15 protein-coding genes are annotated in these 16160 nt (G+C 71.9%); 7 read left to right on the forward strand and 8 right to left on the reverse strand.

Annotated elements, in window-relative coordinates; genetic code table 11:
• Positions 1–66 precede the first annotated feature (66 nt).
• The 4 genes from JAO84_RS22265 (at position 67) to groL (ending at position 3442) form a co-directional block, all read left to right on the forward strand.
• Positions 67–1005, forward strand: a complete 939-nt coding sequence (locus tag JAO84_RS22265; protein ID WP_370414438.1) for a polysaccharide deacetylase family protein — start codon at positions 67–69, stop codon at positions 1003–1005.
• A complete protein-coding gene (locus tag JAO84_RS22270; RefSeq protein WP_370414439.1) occupies positions 1002–1211 on the forward strand; it encodes a hypothetical protein in 210 nt (69 codons plus the stop codon). The genes JAO84_RS22265 and JAO84_RS22270 overlap by 4 nt, the downstream gene beginning before the upstream one ends.
• Positions 1212–1385: 174 nt before the next feature.
• Positions 1386–1694 (forward strand): co-chaperone GroES, encoded by a 309-nt coding sequence (gene groES, locus JAO84_RS22275; RefSeq protein WP_004955293.1) that lies wholly within the window; start codon positions 1386–1388, stop codon positions 1692–1694.
• 119 nt (positions 1695–1813) lie between these two features.
• The gene (groL, locus tag JAO84_RS22280) at positions 1814–3442 is read left to right on the forward strand and encodes a chaperonin GroEL (RefSeq protein WP_265867515.1); all 1629 of its coding nucleotides are present in this window, start codon (positions 1814–1816) and stop codon (positions 3440–3442) included.
• Between the two features lie 100 nt (positions 3443–3542).
• Here groL and JAO84_RS22285 read toward each other — a convergent pair whose 3' ends face one another.
• The 6 genes from JAO84_RS22285 to JAO84_RS22310 all read right to left on the reverse strand — a co-directional run bounded on the left by JAO84_RS22285 (position 3543) and on the right by JAO84_RS22310 (position 9670).
• Positions 3543–4241, reverse strand: coding sequence for an ester cyclase (locus JAO84_RS22285; RefSeq protein WP_265867516.1), 699 nt, complete (start codon positions 4239–4241; stop codon positions 3543–3545).
• 93 nt (positions 4242–4334) lie between these two features.
• Positions 4335–5354, reverse strand: a complete 1020-nt coding sequence (locus JAO84_RS22290) for a hydroxyacid dehydrogenase (protein ID WP_265867517.1) — start codon at positions 5352–5354, stop codon at positions 4335–4337.
• A gap of 17 nt (positions 5355–5371) precedes the next feature.
• A complete protein-coding gene (locus JAO84_RS22295) occupies positions 5372–6238 on the reverse strand; it encodes a carbohydrate ABC transporter permease (protein WP_370414440.1) in 867 nt (288 codons plus the stop codon).
• Entirely contained in the window at positions 6235–7125 is an 891-nt protein-coding gene (locus tag JAO84_RS22300; RefSeq protein WP_265867519.1) for a carbohydrate ABC transporter permease, read from the reverse strand. Before JAO84_RS22300 ends, JAO84_RS22295 begins: the two co-directional genes overlap by 4 nt.
• Positions 7126–7129: 4 nt before the next feature.
• A complete protein-coding gene (locus JAO84_RS22305) occupies positions 7130–8440 on the reverse strand; it encodes an ABC transporter substrate-binding protein (protein ID WP_370414441.1) in 1311 nt (436 codons plus the stop codon).
• Positions 8441–8566: 126 nt separating this feature from the next.
• A complete protein-coding gene (locus tag JAO84_RS22310) occupies positions 8567–9670 on the reverse strand; it encodes a substrate-binding domain-containing protein (RefSeq protein WP_370414442.1) in 1104 nt (367 codons plus the stop codon).
• A 173-nt stretch (positions 9671–9843) separates the two neighbouring features.
• On the opposite strand from JAO84_RS22310, the gene JAO84_RS22315 reads away from it, so the two are divergent.
• Both JAO84_RS22315 and JAO84_RS22320 read left to right on the forward strand, forming a co-directional pair.
• Entirely contained in the window at positions 9844–11679 is a 1836-nt protein-coding gene (locus JAO84_RS22315; protein ID WP_370414443.1) for a DUF2264 domain-containing protein, read from the forward strand.
• A complete protein-coding gene (locus JAO84_RS22320; RefSeq protein ID WP_370414444.1) occupies positions 11676–13211 on the forward strand; it encodes a right-handed parallel beta-helix repeat-containing protein in 1536 nt (511 codons plus the stop codon). The genes JAO84_RS22315 and JAO84_RS22320 overlap by 4 nt, the downstream gene beginning before the upstream one ends.
• Positions 13212–13280: 69 nt before the next feature.
• On the opposite strand, the gene JAO84_RS22325 is transcribed toward JAO84_RS22320, so the two are convergent.
• Positions 13281–14054, reverse strand: coding sequence for an SDR family NAD(P)-dependent oxidoreductase (locus tag JAO84_RS22325; protein ID WP_370414445.1), 774 nt, complete (start codon positions 14052–14054; stop codon positions 13281–13283).
• A gap of 77 nt (positions 14055–14131) precedes the next feature.
• Positions 14132–14809, reverse strand: a complete 678-nt coding sequence (locus tag JAO84_RS22330) for an MOSC domain-containing protein (RefSeq protein ID WP_370414446.1) — start codon at positions 14807–14809, stop codon at positions 14132–14134.
• 88 nt (positions 14810–14897) lie between these two features.
• On the opposite strand from JAO84_RS22330, the gene JAO84_RS22335 reads away from it, so the two are divergent.
• A complete protein-coding gene (locus JAO84_RS22335; protein ID WP_370414447.1) occupies positions 14898–15830 on the forward strand; it encodes a LysR family transcriptional regulator in 933 nt (310 codons plus the stop codon).
• Positions 15831–16160 lie beyond the last annotated feature (330 nt).

Genomic DNA, 16160 nt, shown 5'->3' on the forward strand with positions numbered 1-16160 from the left:
GACGGTGCGGGTCCGCCGGTGGTGTCGGGGCCCCGGAGGGGCGTGGCGCTGACAGGATGCGGCGCCATGCAGCTAGTACGACAAAAAGAACAGAGGCATGGATTCCGGTCCGTGCGGGCGTCCGTGCGGGTGGTCGGGGCCGCCCTGCTCGTCGCCGCCCTGGGCTCCGCCTGCGCGAGCCCCGCCGCCGAGGAGAAGCCCGCCCCGGCCAAGCCGGCCGCCGGCCAGCAGCCGCGCGCCGAGGGCGCGGCCGGCGCGCTCAACGCGTACGTCGAGCGGGTCCGCAAGGCGCGGGCCGCGCGGGTCGCCGCCGCGAAGAAGTGGGGTCTCGCCCAGCCGCCGATCGAGGCGCCCGAACCGCCCAAGGTGAAGCCGAAGATCACCACCCGCAAGGGCTTCGAGACCGACGGGACGGGCCTGCCGCCGGTCTTCACCACCGTGCCGACCAAGCAGAAGATCGTCTTCCTGACGATCGACGACGGCGCCGAGAAGGACCCCGCGCTGCTGCGCATGATGAGCGAGCTGAAGATCCCGTACAGCGCCTTCCTCAGCAACTACCTGGTGAAGGACGACTACGGCTACTTCAAGAAGATGCAGGGCGAGGGCGTGACCCTGAACAACCACACGCTCACCCACCCCTATCTGCCCGGTCTCGACTACGACGACCAGAAGCGGCAGATCTGCGGGATGCAGGACATCATCCAGAAGCAGTTCGGCCAGCGGCCCCGGCTGTTCCGGCCGCCGTACGGCAACTACAACGAGGACACGCTGCGGGCCGCCAAGTCCTGCGGCGTGAAGGCCGTTCCGCTGTGGGCGTCGGAGGCCTTCGCCGACCACATGGAGTGGCGCGAGTGGGACCGGGACCTGCACCCCGGCGACATCATCCTCACCCACTTCCGTGGCAAGGGGGACTGGAAGGGCTCCATGCCGGACATGATCCGTCTGGTGATGAAGACGATCACGGCCAAGGGGTACGCGGTGGCGAAGCTCGAGGACTACGTATGAGCCGGGCGCGCCGGCCGATCGCCGCCCTGGCCCTGGCCGGCGCGCTGCTCGCGGCCCTCCCGGCCTGCGCCCCCTCGGTCGACCCGTTCGAGCGGCTGGGCCGCAAGGCGGCGGAGCGGGTCACCCCGCATCCCCATCGCGCGGTCCGCCCGGAAGCCCGTCCGGAAGCCCGCCCGGAGGCGCCGCATCACGCCACGGGGTCGTGAATTGGCACTCCGCTTGACCGAGTGCTAATCGCGGTCATAGTCTCGGCTCTGGCACTCCCCGCAGGAGAGTGCCAACACAGCGACGGGCAGGTCCGGCACCCGCGACGACGGATCCACCTGGTCGCCACCTCAGACAGTCAACCCCGTGAGATCACCGAAGGGGGAGGTCGGATCGTGACGACCGCCAGCTCCAAGGTTGCCATCAAGCCGCTTGAGGACCGCATCGTGGTCCAGCCGCTCGACGCCGAGCAGACCACGGCCTCTGGCCTGGTCATCCCGGACACCGCGAAGGAGAAGCCCCAGGAGGGCGCCGTCCTCGCCGTGGGCCCGGGCCGCTTCGAGAACGGCGAGCGTCTTCCGCTCGACGTGAAGGTCGGCGACGTCGTGCTCTACAGCAAGTACGGCGGCACCGAGGTGAAGTACAACGGCGACGAGTACCTCGTCCTCTCGGCTCGCGACGTGCTCGCGATCATCGAGAAGTAATTCACCAAGGCACCTGAAGCCAGATGCTTTGAGCTGCGCCCCTGACCCCCTGGTTTCCCCGTGGGCGTCCAGGGGCGCAGTTTTCGTTCAACGATTTCCGAGAGGGCTGAACCGCTCCCATGGCGAAGATCCTGAAGTTCGACGAGGACGCCCGTCGCGCCCTTGAGCGCGGCGTCAACAAGCTGGCCGACACGGTGAAGGTGACGATCGGCCCCAAGGGCCGCAACGTCGTCATCGACAAGAAGTTCGGCGCGCCGACCATCACCAACGACGGTGTCACGATCGCCCGCGAGGTCGAGATCGAGGACCCGTACGAGAACCTCGGCGCCCAGCTCGTGAAGGAGGTGGCGACCAAGACCAACGACATCGCGGGTGACGGCACCACCACCGCCACCGTGCTCGCCCAGGCCCTGGTCCGCGAGGGTCTGCGCAACGTCGCCGCCGGCGCCTCGCCGTCCGCCCTGAAGAAGGGCATCGACGCCGCCGTCAAGGCCGTCTCCGACGAGCTGCTCGCCACCGCGCGCCCGATCGAGGACAAGTCCGACATCGCCGCCGTCGCCGCGCTCTCCGCCCAGGACCAGCAGGTCGGCGAGCTCATCGCCGAGGCCATGGACAAGGTCGGCAAGGACGGTGTCATCACCGTCGAGGAGTCCAACACCTTCGGCCTGGAGCTCGACTTCACCGAGGGCATGGCCTTCGACAAGGGCTACCTCTCCCCGTACATGGTGTCCGACCAGGAGCGTATGGAGGCCGTCCTCGACGACCCGTACATCCTGATCAACCAGGGCAAGATCTCCTCCATCCAGGACCTCCTGCCGCTGCTCGAGAAGGTCATCCAGTCCGGTGGCTCCAAGCCGCTGCTGATCATCGCCGAGGACGTCGAGGGCGAGGCCCTCTCCACCCTCGTCGTCAACAAGATCCGCGGCACCTTCAACGCCGTCGCCGTCAAGGCGCCCGGCTTCGGTGACCGCCGCAAGGCGATGCTCCAGGACATGGCCACCCTCACCGGTGCCACCGTCATCTCCGAGGAGGTCGGCCTCAAGCTCGACCAGGCCGGTCTCGACGTGCTCGGCACCGCCCGCCGCGTGACCGTCACCAAGGACGACACCACGATCGTGGACGGCGCCGGCACCTCCGAGGACGTCCTCGGCCGCGTCAACCAGATCAAGGCCGAGATCGAGGCCACGGACTCCGACTGGGACCGCGAGAAGCTCCAGGAGCGCCTCGCGAAGCTGGCCGGCGGCGTGTGCGTGATCAAGGTCGGCGCCGCCACCGAGGTGGAGCTGAAGGAGAAGAAGCACCGTCTGGAGGACGCCATCTCCGCGACCCGCGCCGCGGTCGAGGAGGGCATCGTCTCCGGTGGTGGCTCCGCTCTGGTCCACGCCGTCAAGGTGCTCGAGGGCAACCTCGGCAAGGACGGCGACGAGGCCACCGGTGTCGCCGTGGTCCGCCGCGCCGCGGTCGAGCCGCTGCGCTGGATCGCCGAGAACGCCGGTCTCGAGGGTTACGTCATCACCTCCAAGGTCGCCGAGCTCGACAAGGGCCAGGGCTTCAACGCCGCCACCGGCGAGTACGGCGACCTGGTCAAGGCCGGCGTCATCGACCCGGTGAAGGTCACGCGCTCCGCCCTGGAGAACGCCGCGTCGATCGCCTCCCTGCTTCTCACCACCGAGACCCTCGTGGTGGAGAAGAAGGAGGAGGAGCCGGCGGACGCGGGTCACGGCCACGGTCACGGCCACTCCCACTGAGGCACTGAGGCACTGAGGCACTGACGCCTGACGCCTGACGCGTAAGACCGAGGCCCGGTGCTCCCGTCGCGGGAGCACCGGGCCTCGGTGCTGTTCCGATCTAGGCCTCCACGGCGCCGAGCTGCCCCATCAGACCGAGCAGGTCGTACTGCCACCAGCCCTCCACGATCTTGCCGTCGTCCCGGCAGCGGTGGATGACGGTGCCGGTCATCGACACCTCCATGCCGGTCGGCTGGAGCCCCATGAAGTCCCCGGTGTGGCTGCCCCGCCAGGTCCACCGGGTGCAGACCCGGTCGCCCTCGGCGATCTGGTCGTCCACGGTGAAGGCGAAGTCGAAGCCGCCCCGCCACATCGCGACCTCGCGCTGGACCGCGTCCATCCCGATGACGTCCTGCTCGTTGGTCGGATCGTGGTCGTGGTAGCCCTCGGCGAGGACCTCGTCGAGCAGCGCCAGCTCCGGTTCGTTCGCGAACATGTCCAGGAGCCGCCGGGCGTTCGCCTTGTAGAGCGCCTCGTCGCGCACCACGTCCAGGTCGGTGAAGGTCGGCATCTCGTCACAGAGCGCGACCATCTCCCGGAAGATCCGGTCGGTCTCGGGGAGCTGCGAGTTCCGCATGGCCACGTCGTACGAGGGGAACTCGACGATCTCCACCACGTGGGAGGCGTCGGAGCGGTCCTTGCCGACGATGCTGTGGGTGGCGGTCCGCTTGCCCTTGGTCTGCTCGACCCACTGGTCCATCAGCCGGTTCAGGTCGTCGATCCGGCTGGTCTTGCAGTCGATGATCTGTACGAAACTCATGACGCCTCCCGGAGACGTCCGAGGGCGGGGTAGGACCTCTCCAGTCTAGGTCCGCCCCCTCCAGGTGCGCCCTTTACGCCGACGGTGCGCCTGTTACGCCGAGCGCGTCAGGTCCGCCGCCCGTACCTCCTCCGCGAACGGCTCCCCGGCCGCGTACCGCGCCACCTCCGCGAGCGCCTGGTCGGCCATCCGGTGCAGTTCGTTGCCGAGGGAGCCGGCGACGTGCGGCGTGAGCAGCACGTTGGGGAGGGTGTAGAGCGGGGAGTCCGGGGGCGGGAGCTCGGGGTCGGTGACGTCGAGGACCGCGTGCAGCCGGCCCGCGACGAGGTGGGGGAGGAGCGCGTCCTCGTCGACGAGGGAGCCGCGGGCGGTGTTGATCAGGGTCGCGCCGTCGGGCATCGCGGCGAGCTGGCGGGCTCCGATCATGCGGTACGTGGCGGGGAGTTGGGGCGCGTGCACGGAGACGACCGTGGCGCGGGCGCACAGTTCGTCCAGGCCGACGAGTTCGACTCCGGGCGGGGCCTCGGTGACGTACGGGTCGTGGAGCAGCACGTCGAGGTCGAAGGGGCGCAGCAGGTCGAGGACCCGGCGGCCGATGCGCGAGGCGCCGACGATGCCGACGGTCCTGCGGTAGTTGCCCCAGGTCGTGGACTCGGCGAGCCAGGCCTGGTCGGTGCGGAGTTCGGCGTACTGCTGGGCGGAGCGCAGCACCCGCTTCCCGGCGAAGAGGATGGCGGCGAGGGTGTATTCGGCGACCGGCAGGGCGTTGGCGGCGGCGGCCGAGGTGACCGTGATGCCGCGCTGCCAGCAGGCGTCGGTGATGTGGTGCTTGACCGAGCCGGCCGCGTGGACGACCGCCTTGAGGCGCGGGGCGCGGGCGAGCACCTCGGGGGTGAGCGGGGTGGCGCCCCAGCAGGTGAGCAGGAGTTCGGCCTCGGCGAGGGCTTCGGCGGCCGGGCCTTCCGGTGCGGTGAGGTCGTGGGCGACGAGCTGCGGGTCGGTGCGGGTGAGCGCGGCGAGCCGGGTCCGGTGGTCCTCGGTGAGCAGGCGTTCGGCGACGCCGGGGCCCATGGCGAGGAGGAGCCGGGGGCGATGGTCAGTGGTGGGGTGCATCGTGGGATCTGTGTTCCTCACTTGACGCTGCCGGCGGTCAGTCCCGCCTTCCAGTGGCGCTGCAGGGAGACGAAGGCGACCACGAGGGGGACGACGGCGAGCAGGGATCCGGTGACGACGAGGGGGTAGTAGTCGGGTTCGGCGTGGGCGTTGCTGTTCCACGCGTAGAGGCCGAGGCTCAGCGGGAAGAGCTTCTGGTCCGAGAGCATCACCAGGGGGAGGAAGAAGTTGTTCCAGATCGCGGTGAACTGGAAGAGGAAGACGGTCACGAAGCCGGGCATGACCATGCGCAGTCCGATGGACCAGAAGGCGCGCAGTTCGCCGGCCCCGTCGATACGGGCGGCTTCGAGGGCCTCGTCGGGGATGTAGCCGGCGCTGAACACCCGGGCGAGGTAGACGCCGAAGGGGTTCACGAGGACGGGGACGAGCACGGCCCAGTAGGTGTTGACGATGCCGATCTCGCTGGCGAGCAGATACATGGGCAGGGCGAGCGCGGTGGTGGGCACGAGCACGCCGAGTAGCACGACGCCGAACAGCTTCTCCTTGCCGGGGAAGTCGTACTTGTCGAAGGCGTAGCCCGCGGCGACGCTGATCAGCGAGCAGGCCAGCGCGCCGACGCCCGCGTACAGCAGGCTGTTGAGGTACCAGTGGAAGTAGACGCCGTCGTTGTACGCGGCGAGCCGGCTCAGGTTGCCGCCGAGGTCGAAGCCCTCGAAGGAGAAGGCGTCTCCGGCGAGCAGGTCGCCGGTGTTCTTGGTGGCGGCGGTCAGCAGCCAGACCAGCGGGAAGAGCATGTAGCCGACGGCGAGCAGCAGGGCGCCGTTGACGGCGGTCTTCGACAGCCAGACGGAGGGCCGGCGGTGGCCCGTGGCGGTGCGGCTCATGCTGCCCTCCCCTTCTTGCGTCCGGTCAGCCGGGTCACGGCGAAGGAGAGCAGGGCGGCCGTCAGGGCGAGGAGTACGGAGGCGGCCGCGGCGAGCCCGTAGTCGTTGCGGTCGAAGGCGGCGGTGTACGCGTACATGTTGGGCGTCCAGGTGGAGGTGACGGCGGAGCCGGTGCCCTTGTTGAGGATGAGCGGCTCGGTGAAGAGCTGGAGCGAGCCGATGAGGGTGAACAGGGCCACCATCACCAGGGAGGCCCGGATCAGCGGGAGTTTGATGGCGAGGGCGATCCGCCAGGCGCCGGCGCCGTCGACGGTGGCGGCCTCCAGGACGGAGCGGTCGATGGCCTGCAGGGCCGCGTAGAAGATCACCATGTTGTAGCCGAGCCATTCCCACAGCGCGATGTTGACGACGGAGGGGAGGGTGCCTTCGGGGGAGAAGAAGTCGAAGCCGATGCCGCCGGACTCCATGGCCCGCACGACCGGGCTGAGCTGCGGGGTGTAGAGGTAGACCCAGATCAGCGCGGCGATGATGCCGGGGACGGCGTGCGGCAGGAACAGCGCGAGCTGGAAGAAGCGGCGGGCGCGGGCCAGCGTCGAGTCGAGCAGCAGGGCGAGGCCGAGGGCCCCGGCGAGCAGCAGCGGGATGTAGAACAGGCAGTATCCGAGCAGCACGCCGAAGCCCTCGCGGAAGGCCCGGTCACCCAGCGCCGCGGTGTAGTTGTCGAGTCCGCTGAAGACGGTCTCGGCGCCGCCGAAGCCCAGTCCCGACTGCTTCTCGGTGAAGAGGCTGAGCCAGACCGCGTAGCCGATCGGGATCACCATCACCGCGGTGAAGAGCAGGAAGAACGGGGTCAGCAGGGTCGCCGCCGCGCGGGTGCGGGCCTTCACGGGATCAGCCCTCGACCTTCAGTCCGCGCTTGGTGAGCTCGGCGACGGTGGCGTCGTGGCCGGCCTTGACGGCGTCGGTGATGCGCGGGCCGCCCGGGGCGAGCTTGCCGAACTGGTCCTTGATGGTGGTGTTGGTGGTGCCGGTGGTCGGCCCCCAGGCCCACGTGCCGTCGATGGAGGCGCCGGCCTCCTCGAACAGGGCGTAGATGTCCTGGCCGCCGTAGTAGCCGGCGTCGAAGACCGACTTGGCGACCGGGCGCAGTGCGGTGGCGGCGGGGAAGGCGCTGGAGGTGCCGGAGGCGATGCGGGCCTTCACGCCGGCCTCGGTGGTGGACATCCACTCGGCGAACTCGACGGCCGCGGCCTTCTTCTTGCTGTCCTTGGTGACGGCGAAGGAGGTGCCGCCGAGCATGCCGCTGGCGGGGGTGCCCCAGTTCGGCATGGGGGCGACGGCCCACTTGCCGCTCTGCTCGGGCAGGGTGCCCTTGAGGACGCCGGCGCCCCAGGAGGCGCCGAGGTAGCCGATGGTGGTGCCGTTCTTGAGGGAGCCGGTCCACTCGGGGCTGAAGGAGGCGTCCTTGTGGACGAGGTCGGCGTCGAGCAGGCCCTGCCAGTAGCCGGCGACCTTGGTGGTGGCCGGGTCGGTGGTGTCGATCTTCCAGGTGTCGTTCTCGGCCTTGAACCACTGGGCGCCGGCCTGCCAGGCCATGGCCTCGAAGGTGGTGGGGTCGTCCGGGAAGAAGGTGGCGATCCGGGCCTTGGCGTCGGCCTTCTTGACCTTCTCGGCGGCGGCCTTGAACTCGTCCCAGGTCTTGGGCACGTCGACCTGGTACTTCGCGAACAGGTCCTTGCGGTAGAAGAAGGCCTGCGGGGCGGCGTCGAAGGGCACCGCCCAGCTCTTGCCGCCGAGCGTGGTGAGCTCCACGGCCTGCGGCAGCAGCTTGCCGCGGTCCTGCTCGGTGAACTGGTCGCCGATGTCCTGGAGCGCGCCGGAGGAGACGAACTCGGGGAGCGAGGAGTACTCGATGGAGACGAGGTCGGGGGCGTTGCCCGCCTTCACGGCGTTGGAGATCTTGGCGTAGCCGCCGGCGGTGCCGGAGGGGATCTCCTCGAACGTGACCTGCATGTTCTTGTGGGAGGCGTTGAACGCGTCGACCACGTCCTTGGACCCCTTGGCCCAGCCCCAGAAGGTGATGGTGACGGGCCCGTCCGCGTCGGTCTCGCCGGCGCCGCCTCCGCCGCAGGCCGTGAGGACGGCCAGGGCGGTGGCGGCGCCTGCTATGACACGGGACGTTCTGCTCCAACTGCGGCTCACGGCACGGCTCCTGAGGACGGGGCGGCTGGGACGTTGTGGCCGTGATCCTGAAACCGTTCCTGAGCGAAGTCAAGAGCGAAAGATTGATTGATCGAAAAAAGATCAGACGGGAGATCGGTTGAGAGGTCAGATCCTCTCGGCCGGCCGCGCCCCGCACGAGGCCCGCACCCGCAGCCGCGGCAGCAGGCTCAGATGCTGCCGTACGGGCTCCTCGCCGTCGCCCGCGGCGGTGCCCGTCAGCCGCTCCACCAGGAGTTCCGCGGCGGCCCTGCCCACCTCGCGCTTGGGCGGGGCGACCGCCGTGAGCGGGGTGTCGGCGAGCGCGGCGACCTCGTCGTCGTACGCGATCAGGGCCAGGTCCTCCGGCACCCGCACCTCGAGTTCGGCGAGCCGCTGCACGATCTGGATCGCGTCCACGTCGTTGTGCACGAGGGCCGCGCTGGCCGTCCCCGAGGTCACCGCCGTGTGCAGCGCCCGTACCGCCGCCTCGAACCCCGCCGGATCGGTCTCGGCCGGTACGGAGTCGATGACCGGGTGCGGCGCGGCCAGGTCCAGGGTGCCGAGCGCCTCGGCGTACCCGGCGCGCACCGCGAGCGCCGTCGGGCTGTCCCCGCGGGCCACCAGGAGCGGGGTCGCGTGGCCGAGACCGAGCAGGTGGCGCAGGGCGAGCAGCACCCCGTGGGCGTGGTCCGACGACACCCGGTCCAGGTCGTCGAGCGCGCTGCCCGGCACGGCCCGGCGCTCCAGGAGCACGGTCGGCACCGCCAGTTCGGCCGGCCAGTCCCCGTACGCGAGCCGGTCCTCCGGGCCGCGCCAGCCGGGTGCGACGAGCACGCCCTCGGCGCCCGCCGCGATCAGCCCCTCGGCGCGCGCCCGGTCCTCCTCGGGCCGGTAGTCCGAGATCCGCAGCACGAGCCGCGCGCCCGCCCGCGCGGCGGCCTCGTGCGCGCCCCGGATGACCTCGGCGAAGTAGTAGCCGGCGGACGGCGCGAGCAGCCCGAGCACCGGGCCGCCGCCCGCCGCGGGGCCGGCCGGGCCCTGCGCGCGGGGCCAGGACACCTGCCCGTGCACCCGGTCGAGCAGGCCCTTCGCGGCCAGCGCCTCGACGTCCCGGCGCGCGGTCACCGGGGAGACCCCGAGCAGCCCGGCCAGGTCGGAGACCCGGGCGGTGCCGCGCTCGCGCACCAGGGCCAGCAGTCGGTCGTGTCGTTCGGCAGCACTCTCGCGCACGGTGCGGTTCCCCCTTGCGGTGGTGGTGGTCACCCGACCTTAGACCAGGCCGAAGCGAAATGATCGAACGGAAGGAATTTCGATCATTCGCTCCATCACCCCTTGACGTTCGATCGAAGCGTCCTCAGGATTCCGGGCGACGCCGACGTCCCCAGCGAGTTCCAGGGAGCATCATGCCCACGCCGCCCGAGAACCGTGAGCTCAGTCCCCGTACGGGGTGGACCCGGACCCACTGGGAGCACACCGCCGACCGGCTGCTGCGCGCCGTCCGCCCCCACGCCTCGCCCCGCGGCGCACTCATCGACCTGCCCGGGCCCCGCCCCAGCTGGTCGGGGCCACGCTCCGACGGACTGGAGGGCTACGCCCGCACCTTCCTCCTCGCCGCCCTCCTCGGCGACCCCGCCCACCTCGACCGCTACGCCTCCGGACTCGCCGCCGGCACCGAGAAACCCGGCGGCGACGACCCCGAGTCCTGGCCCCTGATGGCCGGCACCCGGCAGGCGATCGTCGAGTCCGCCTCCGTCGCCCTCGCCCTCCGCCTCACCCGCGCGCGGCTCTGGAACCGGCTCGACGAACCCGTCCGCGAGCGGATCGCCGACTGGCTGCTGCCCGCCCTCGACCCCTCCCCGGTCGACAACAACTGGTGGCTCTTCGGCCTCACCGTCGCCGGCTTCCTCCAGGACGCCGGCATCGAGACCGACCGTGCCGCCGCCACCATCGACCGCTCCCTCGACCGGATCGAGCAGTGGTGGCTCGGCGACGGCTGGTACAGCGACGGCGACAACCGCGCCTTCGACCACTACAACCCCTGGGCCCTGCACTTCTACCCCGTGCTGCACGCCCACCTCGCCGGCGACCGCGCCCTCCTGGACCGCTACGGCCCCCGGCTGCGCGCCCAGCTCGACGACCACGTCCACCTCTTCGACGGCAACGGCGCCCCCGTCCCGTACGGGCGCTCCCTGATCTACCGCTTCGCCGCCGCCGCGGCCCCCTGGCTCGGCGCCCTCACCGGCCACACCCCGCTCGGCCCCGGCGCCACCCGCCGGCTCGCCTCCGGCGCCCTGCGGCACTTCCTCGACCGGGGCGCCACCGACGAGCGCGGACTGCTCACCCTCGGCTGGTACGGCCCCTACGGGCCGGTCGTCCAGGGCTACTCCGGACCCGGCTCCCCCTACTGGGCGTCCAAGGGCTTCCTCGGACTCCTCGCCCCCGCCGACCACCCCCTGTGGACCGCCACCGAGGAACCGCTGCCCGCCGAACGCGCCGACACCGTACGGCCCTTCGGCCCCACCGGCCTGCTCGTCCAGACCACCGCCGCCGACGGCCTGGTCCGCCTCCACAACCACGGCAGCAACCACGTCGGCAGCACCGCGTGGGGCACCGACGACGAGCCCGGCTACGCCCGTTTCGCGTACGCCACCCGTACGGGACCCACCACCGGCCCCGACCCGGCCGACAACCACTTCGCGCTGCTCCGCCCCGACGGCACCGCCACCGCCCGGGGCCCCGCCGTCCCGCTGGGCGCCGGCCCCGACCGGGCCGCCTCCCTGCACACCCCGCTGCCCGGCGTCCGGGTCCTGTCCGCCACCCTCGCCCACGGCCGCGCCGAACTCCGCGCGCACCTCGTCCTCGGCGCCCCGGAGGGGACCCCCGTACGGCAGACCGGCTGGACGACCCACGCCGACGGGCCTGAAGCGCCCGTCTCCCAGCTGCACCCCGTCCACGGGTACGGCTCCGAGGTCGCCGAACTCCCCACCGGCGCCACCCTCCAGGGCCCCGGCCCGACCCGTACCCCCGCCCTCACCGGCACCACCAGCGGCCCCGAGTGCCTCTTCGTGGCCCTCGCCTCCCTCACGGGAGAGCCCGAGCCGGGCCCCGTGGCCGCCCTCGCAGACGTCCGGGTCACCGGCCCCCGCACGCTCACCGTGACCTGGCAGAACGGCACCACCGCAGATCTCGCCCTCGAAGCCCCGGAAGTCCCCGAAGTCCCCGATGCGGAGGATCAGTGACCCGACGCCGTACGTACGCCGCCCTCACCGCCCTGGCACTCCCCCTTCTGGCCATCGCCCCGACCGCCCCGACCGCCCACGCCGCCACCCCGCCCGGCGGCCGCCACCACGTCGACTGCACGGCGGCCGGCCCCGGCGACGGCACCGTCCAGCACCCCTGGACGACCCTGGCCGAGGCCAACGCCCACCCCTACGGGCCCGGCGACAGGCTCCTGTTCAAGCGCGGCACCACCTGCACCGGCACCCTCCAGCCGCGGGGCGCCGGCTCCGCCGCGTACCCCTTCACCATCGCCGACTACGGCACCGCGCCCGGCCGCGCGGTCATCGACGGCGGCGGCGCCCACGACGCCGTACTCCTCGCGAACACCCCGTACACCCGCCTCACCCGTCTGGAGATCACCAACGCGGCCGCGCCCGGCAGCGAGCGCAACGGCGTGCGCCTCCGGCTCGCCGACTTCGGCGCCGCGCGGGGCATCACCCTCGACCACCTCGCCATCCACGACGTGCGCGGCGGCGACTTCAAGACCCTCACCGGCTCCAGCGCCATCCACATCGCCGTCGAGGGCACCGGCGTGCCCAGCTGGTACGAGGGCCTGGACATCCACCACAACGACATCAGGGACGTCGACCGCGAGGGCGTCTACTTCAAGTCCCGGTTCTCCAAGCGCGATCTGGTCGGCAACCAGCAGGACCCGAACGCCTACCCCGGCGCCTGGACCCCGAGCCTCGGCGTCCGCGTCCACCACAACACCCTGACCTCGATCGCCGGCGACGGCATCAAGCTCGACACCACCCGCGGCGCCCGCGTCGACCACAACCGCCTCGACGGCTTCCAACTGCGCTCCAAGGCGGCCAACGCCGGCATCTGGACCTTCAACACCGACGACACGGTGATCGAGTACAACGAGGTCTCCGGCGGCGGCAACACCCGCGACGGCATGTCCTTCGACGCCGACGGCGCCTCCAAGGGCACCGTCTTCCAGTACAACCTCAGCCACGACAACAAGGGCGGCTTCCTGCTGATCTGCCCCTACAGCGGGGCGCGGACCCTCGACACCGTCGTCCGCTACAACCTCAGCACCGACGACGGCGCGCGCCTCGTCCAGAACTGCTGGGGCCCCATCATCAACACGAAGATCTACAACAACACCTTCGTGAACCGGACCGCCGTCCCCGGCCATCTCGTCCAGGACGACGCGGGCAGCCCCGCCACCACCCGCCACGAACTCGCCTTCAGGAACAACGTCTTCGTCAACCAGGGCGCCCCGGGCGGTTACGCCTTCAAGAACCCGACGCCCGGGCTCTCCTTCGACCACAACCTCTTCCACGGGATCACGATGACCCGCCCCGATCCGGGCGGTCTCACCGCCGACCCGCTGCTCCGCCCCGACCTGCGCCTCGGCGCCGGATCCCCGGCCCTGTCCGCCGGTGTCCCGATCGAGGACAACGGCGGCAGGGACTGGTTCGGGAACGCCGTGTCGGCGACGGCGGCCCCCAACATCGGGGCGTACGAGGGGCCGGGTGTGAACTGACCCTTAGGGCCCTTAAGACCCTTAAGGCCCTTAAGACCCCTGAGGTTCCTGAGGTCACTCGGGGCCGCCCTACTTCGGCCCGTACTTGCGGCCCGCCTTCGACGACACCCCGCCGAGCAGCCCGCGCGGGGCCAGCTTCACCACACCCATCAGCGCCTTGTACCGGGGATCGGGGATGGACAGCGTCCGTCCCCGGGCCAGGTCGGCCAGGGCCGCGGCCACCAGCTTGTCGGCGTCCAGCCACATCCAGCCCGGGATGTTGTCCGTCCCCATCCCCGCCCGCTCGTGGAACTCCGTCCGCACGAACCCGGGGCACAGCGCCATCATCCGCACCCCGCTGCCCGCGAGGTCGCGCGCCGCGCCCTGGGTGAACTGCACGACCCACGACTTCGACGCCCCGTAGGTGCCGCGCGGCACGAACGCGGCGACGGAGGCGACGTTCACCACCCCGCCGCGGCCCCGCTTGCGCATCGAGGCGGCCGCCGCGGAGGTCAGCCGCAGCACCGCCTCGCAGTGCACCTTCAGCATCGTCAGCTCGTCCGCCATGGACACTTCGAGGAACCGGCCCTTGTTGCCGAACCCCGCGTTGTTCACGAGGAGATCGACCGGCCGCTTGGCGTCCGAGAGCCGGGCCTCGACCGCGGCGATCCCGTCCTCCGTGGACAGGTCCGCGGCGAGCACCTCGGCCTCGATCCCGTGCCGGTCGTGCAGTTCGGTCGCCTGCTCGCGCAGCCGCTTCACATCGCGCGCCACGAGCACCACGTCATGTCCGTCCGCGGCGAGCCGCCGTGCGAAGGCGGCGCCGATACCGGCGGTGGCCCCCGTGATGAGTGCAGTCGTCATAGGCGGCACGTTAACTCGCGCCGGGTGAACGCCGTGTGCGGGAGATCGTCGGGTCCGCGGCGGGCGCGGACCCGGGATCACTCGGTGTCGCCGCCCGCGTACTTCTCCGTGTACGTACGGGCGAGGTCGAGCAGCCCCGACTCCATCCACTCGGCCGCCACCAGGGTCTCCGGCAGCAGCGAGCGGTCGCGGACGGCCGCGTGGTGCAGCCGGGCGACGGTGACGCCGTGCGCCGGGCGGTGCACGATCTCCATCGGGTCGCCGGCCCGGATCTCGCCCGGGACCACGACCCGGAGCAGCGCCCCGGGCCCGGCCGCCGACTCGTTGAAGCGGCGCACCCAGCCGGACTCCTCGACGAAGCCCGCGAACGTACGGCACGGGATGCGGCCGCCGGTCACCTCCACGACCACGGTGTCGCCGATCCGCCAGCGCTCCCCGATCAGGGCGTTGTTGACGTCCAGGCCCCGGGTGGTGAGGTTCTCGCCGAACTGTCCGGGGGTGAAGCTCCGGCCGAGCTCCCGCTCCCAGGCGTCCAGGTCCTCGCGGGCGAAGGCGTAGAGGGCCCGGTCGGGGCCGCCGTGGAAGCGCAGGTCGCACACGTCGTCCCCCTCGACCCCGCTCGCCCCGCCGGGCAGCGGCGCCTCGACCCTTACGGGTCCCTCCACCGGACGCTTGTCGATCGCCGACGTCCCGGAAGGGGCGTTGGTGTACTCCACGGTCTTGGCCCGGCCCACGTTCACGCTCAGCAGCTCCATGGGGGAAGGGTAGCCAGCGAGTGGTCCAGACCTCAAAGGTATTTCTTTGGATTCGCGGCCGGATCCAAGATTCCCTTATGCTCGCTACATGATCGAGGCCCGCCACCTCCGCGTCCTGCGCGCCGTCGCCGCCACCGGCTCGTTCTCCGCCGCCGCGCGCGAACTCGGCTGCACCCAGCCCGCGGTGAGCCAGCAGATGAAAGCGCTCGAATCCTCCGCGGGCACCCCGCTCCTCGTGCGCACCGGCCGCGAGATGCGGCTGACCCAGGCGGGCGAGGCCCTGGTGCGGCACGCCTCCGGCATCCTCGCCGGGCTCACCGCCGCCGAGGAGGAGGTCGCCGCCATCGCGGGCCTGCGGGCCGGCCGGGTGCGCCTGGTCTCCTTCCCCAGCGGCAGCTCAGCCCTGGTCCCCACCGCCCTCGCCGCGCTCCGCGCCGCCCACCCCGGCACCCGGGTCTCCCTGGTGGAGGCCGAGCCGCCGCGCTCGGTGGAGATGCTGCGCGAGGGCGACTGCGACGTGGCGCTCGCCTTCCGGTACGGGGCGGGGCCGGCCAACGGCGCCGACGCCTGGGACGACCTGGTGGTCCGCCCGCTGCTCGCCGACCGGCTCGTCGGCCTGGTCCCCGAGGCGCACCGGCTGGCCGGCACCGGCTCGGTCGCGATCGGCGAACTCGCCGAGGACCCCTGGATCGCGGGCTGCCCGCGCTGCCGCCGCCAACTGGTCGACGTCTGCGAGACGGCCGGCTTCACCCCGCGGATCGACTTCGCCACCGACGACTACCCGGCCGTGGTGGGCCTGGTCGGCGCGGGCCTGGGCGTGGCGGTGCTTCCGGAGCTCGCCATCGACTCCGTACGCCCGAGGGGCGCCGTCACCGTCACCGTGGAGCCCGCCGTGGAGCGGGAGATCGTGGCGCTCACCCTTCCGGACCTGGCGCAGGTCCCGGCGGTCGCCGCCACGCTCGACGAACTCACCCGCGCCGCGGCCCGCGTCGGCCGCACCCCGGAGCCCGCCGGAGCCTGACCGGGCAGGGGCCGTTCGGGTGACGCGCGGCCGCGTCCGTACGGGTGGTCCCGCCCTCGGCCGTACGGGTGAGCTCCCCCGCTGCACCGGCCGAGCGTGAAGGGTCGTACGGGCGTGCGCCCCCGGGCCGTACGGGTGAGGCGGTGCGGGCCGTCGGAGTGAGCGGCGGGCGGCCGTCCGGGTGAGGGCCGGTGGGCCGTGCGGGGCACGACCCCGCACCGGGCCGCCGCCGTACGGGACGGCCGGGTCGGGCCGTCCGGGTGACGGCCCCGGGCTCAAGGCCCGTCCGGGAGCCGCCCGCGCCGCACGTCCCCGCGCCGCACGCCCCCG

It is taken from the genome of Streptomyces fradiae (genome assembly GCF_041270065.1).
In the GTDB taxonomy this organism is placed as follows: Bacteria; Actinomycetota; Actinomycetes; order Streptomycetales; family Streptomycetaceae; genus Streptomyces.

What these genes read in the sequence shown, in the direction of transcription:
- groL (WP_265867515.1), top strand. Translation starts at nt 1,814, where the DNA reads ATGGCGAAGATCCTGAAGTTCGACGAGGACGCCCGTCGCGCCCTTGAG.
- JAO84_RS22315 (WP_370414443.1), top strand. Translation starts at nt 9,844, where the DNA reads ATGCCCACGCCGCCCGAGAACCGTGAGCTCAGTCCCCGTACGGGGTGG.
- JAO84_RS22295 (WP_370414440.1), bottom strand. Translation starts at nt 6,238, where the DNA reads ATGAGCCGCACCGCCACGGGCCACCGCCGGCCCTCCGTCTGGCTGTCG.
- JAO84_RS22265 (WP_370414438.1), top strand. Translation starts at nt 67, where the DNA reads ATGCAGCTAGTACGACAAAAAGAACAGAGGCATGGATTCCGGTCCGTG.
- JAO84_RS22290 (WP_265867517.1), bottom strand. Translation starts at nt 5,354, where the DNA reads ATGCACCCCACCACTGACCATCGCCCCCGGCTCCTCCTCGCCATGGGC.
- JAO84_RS22335 (WP_370414447.1), top strand. Translation starts at nt 14,898, where the DNA reads ATGATCGAGGCCCGCCACCTCCGCGTCCTGCGCGCCGTCGCCGCCACC.
- JAO84_RS22270 (WP_370414439.1), top strand. Translation starts at nt 1,002, where the DNA reads ATGAGCCGGGCGCGCCGGCCGATCGCCGCCCTGGCCCTGGCCGGCGCG.
- JAO84_RS22330 (WP_370414446.1), bottom strand. Translation starts at nt 14,809, where the DNA reads ATGGAGCTGCTGAGCGTGAACGTGGGCCGGGCCAAGACCGTGGAGTAC.
- JAO84_RS22325 (WP_370414445.1), bottom strand. Translation starts at nt 14,054, where the DNA reads ATGACGACTGCACTCATCACGGGGGCCACCGCCGGTATCGGCGCCGCC.
- JAO84_RS22285 (WP_265867516.1), bottom strand. Translation starts at nt 4,241, where the DNA reads ATGAGTTTCGTACAGATCATCGACTGCAAGACCAGCCGGATCGACGAC.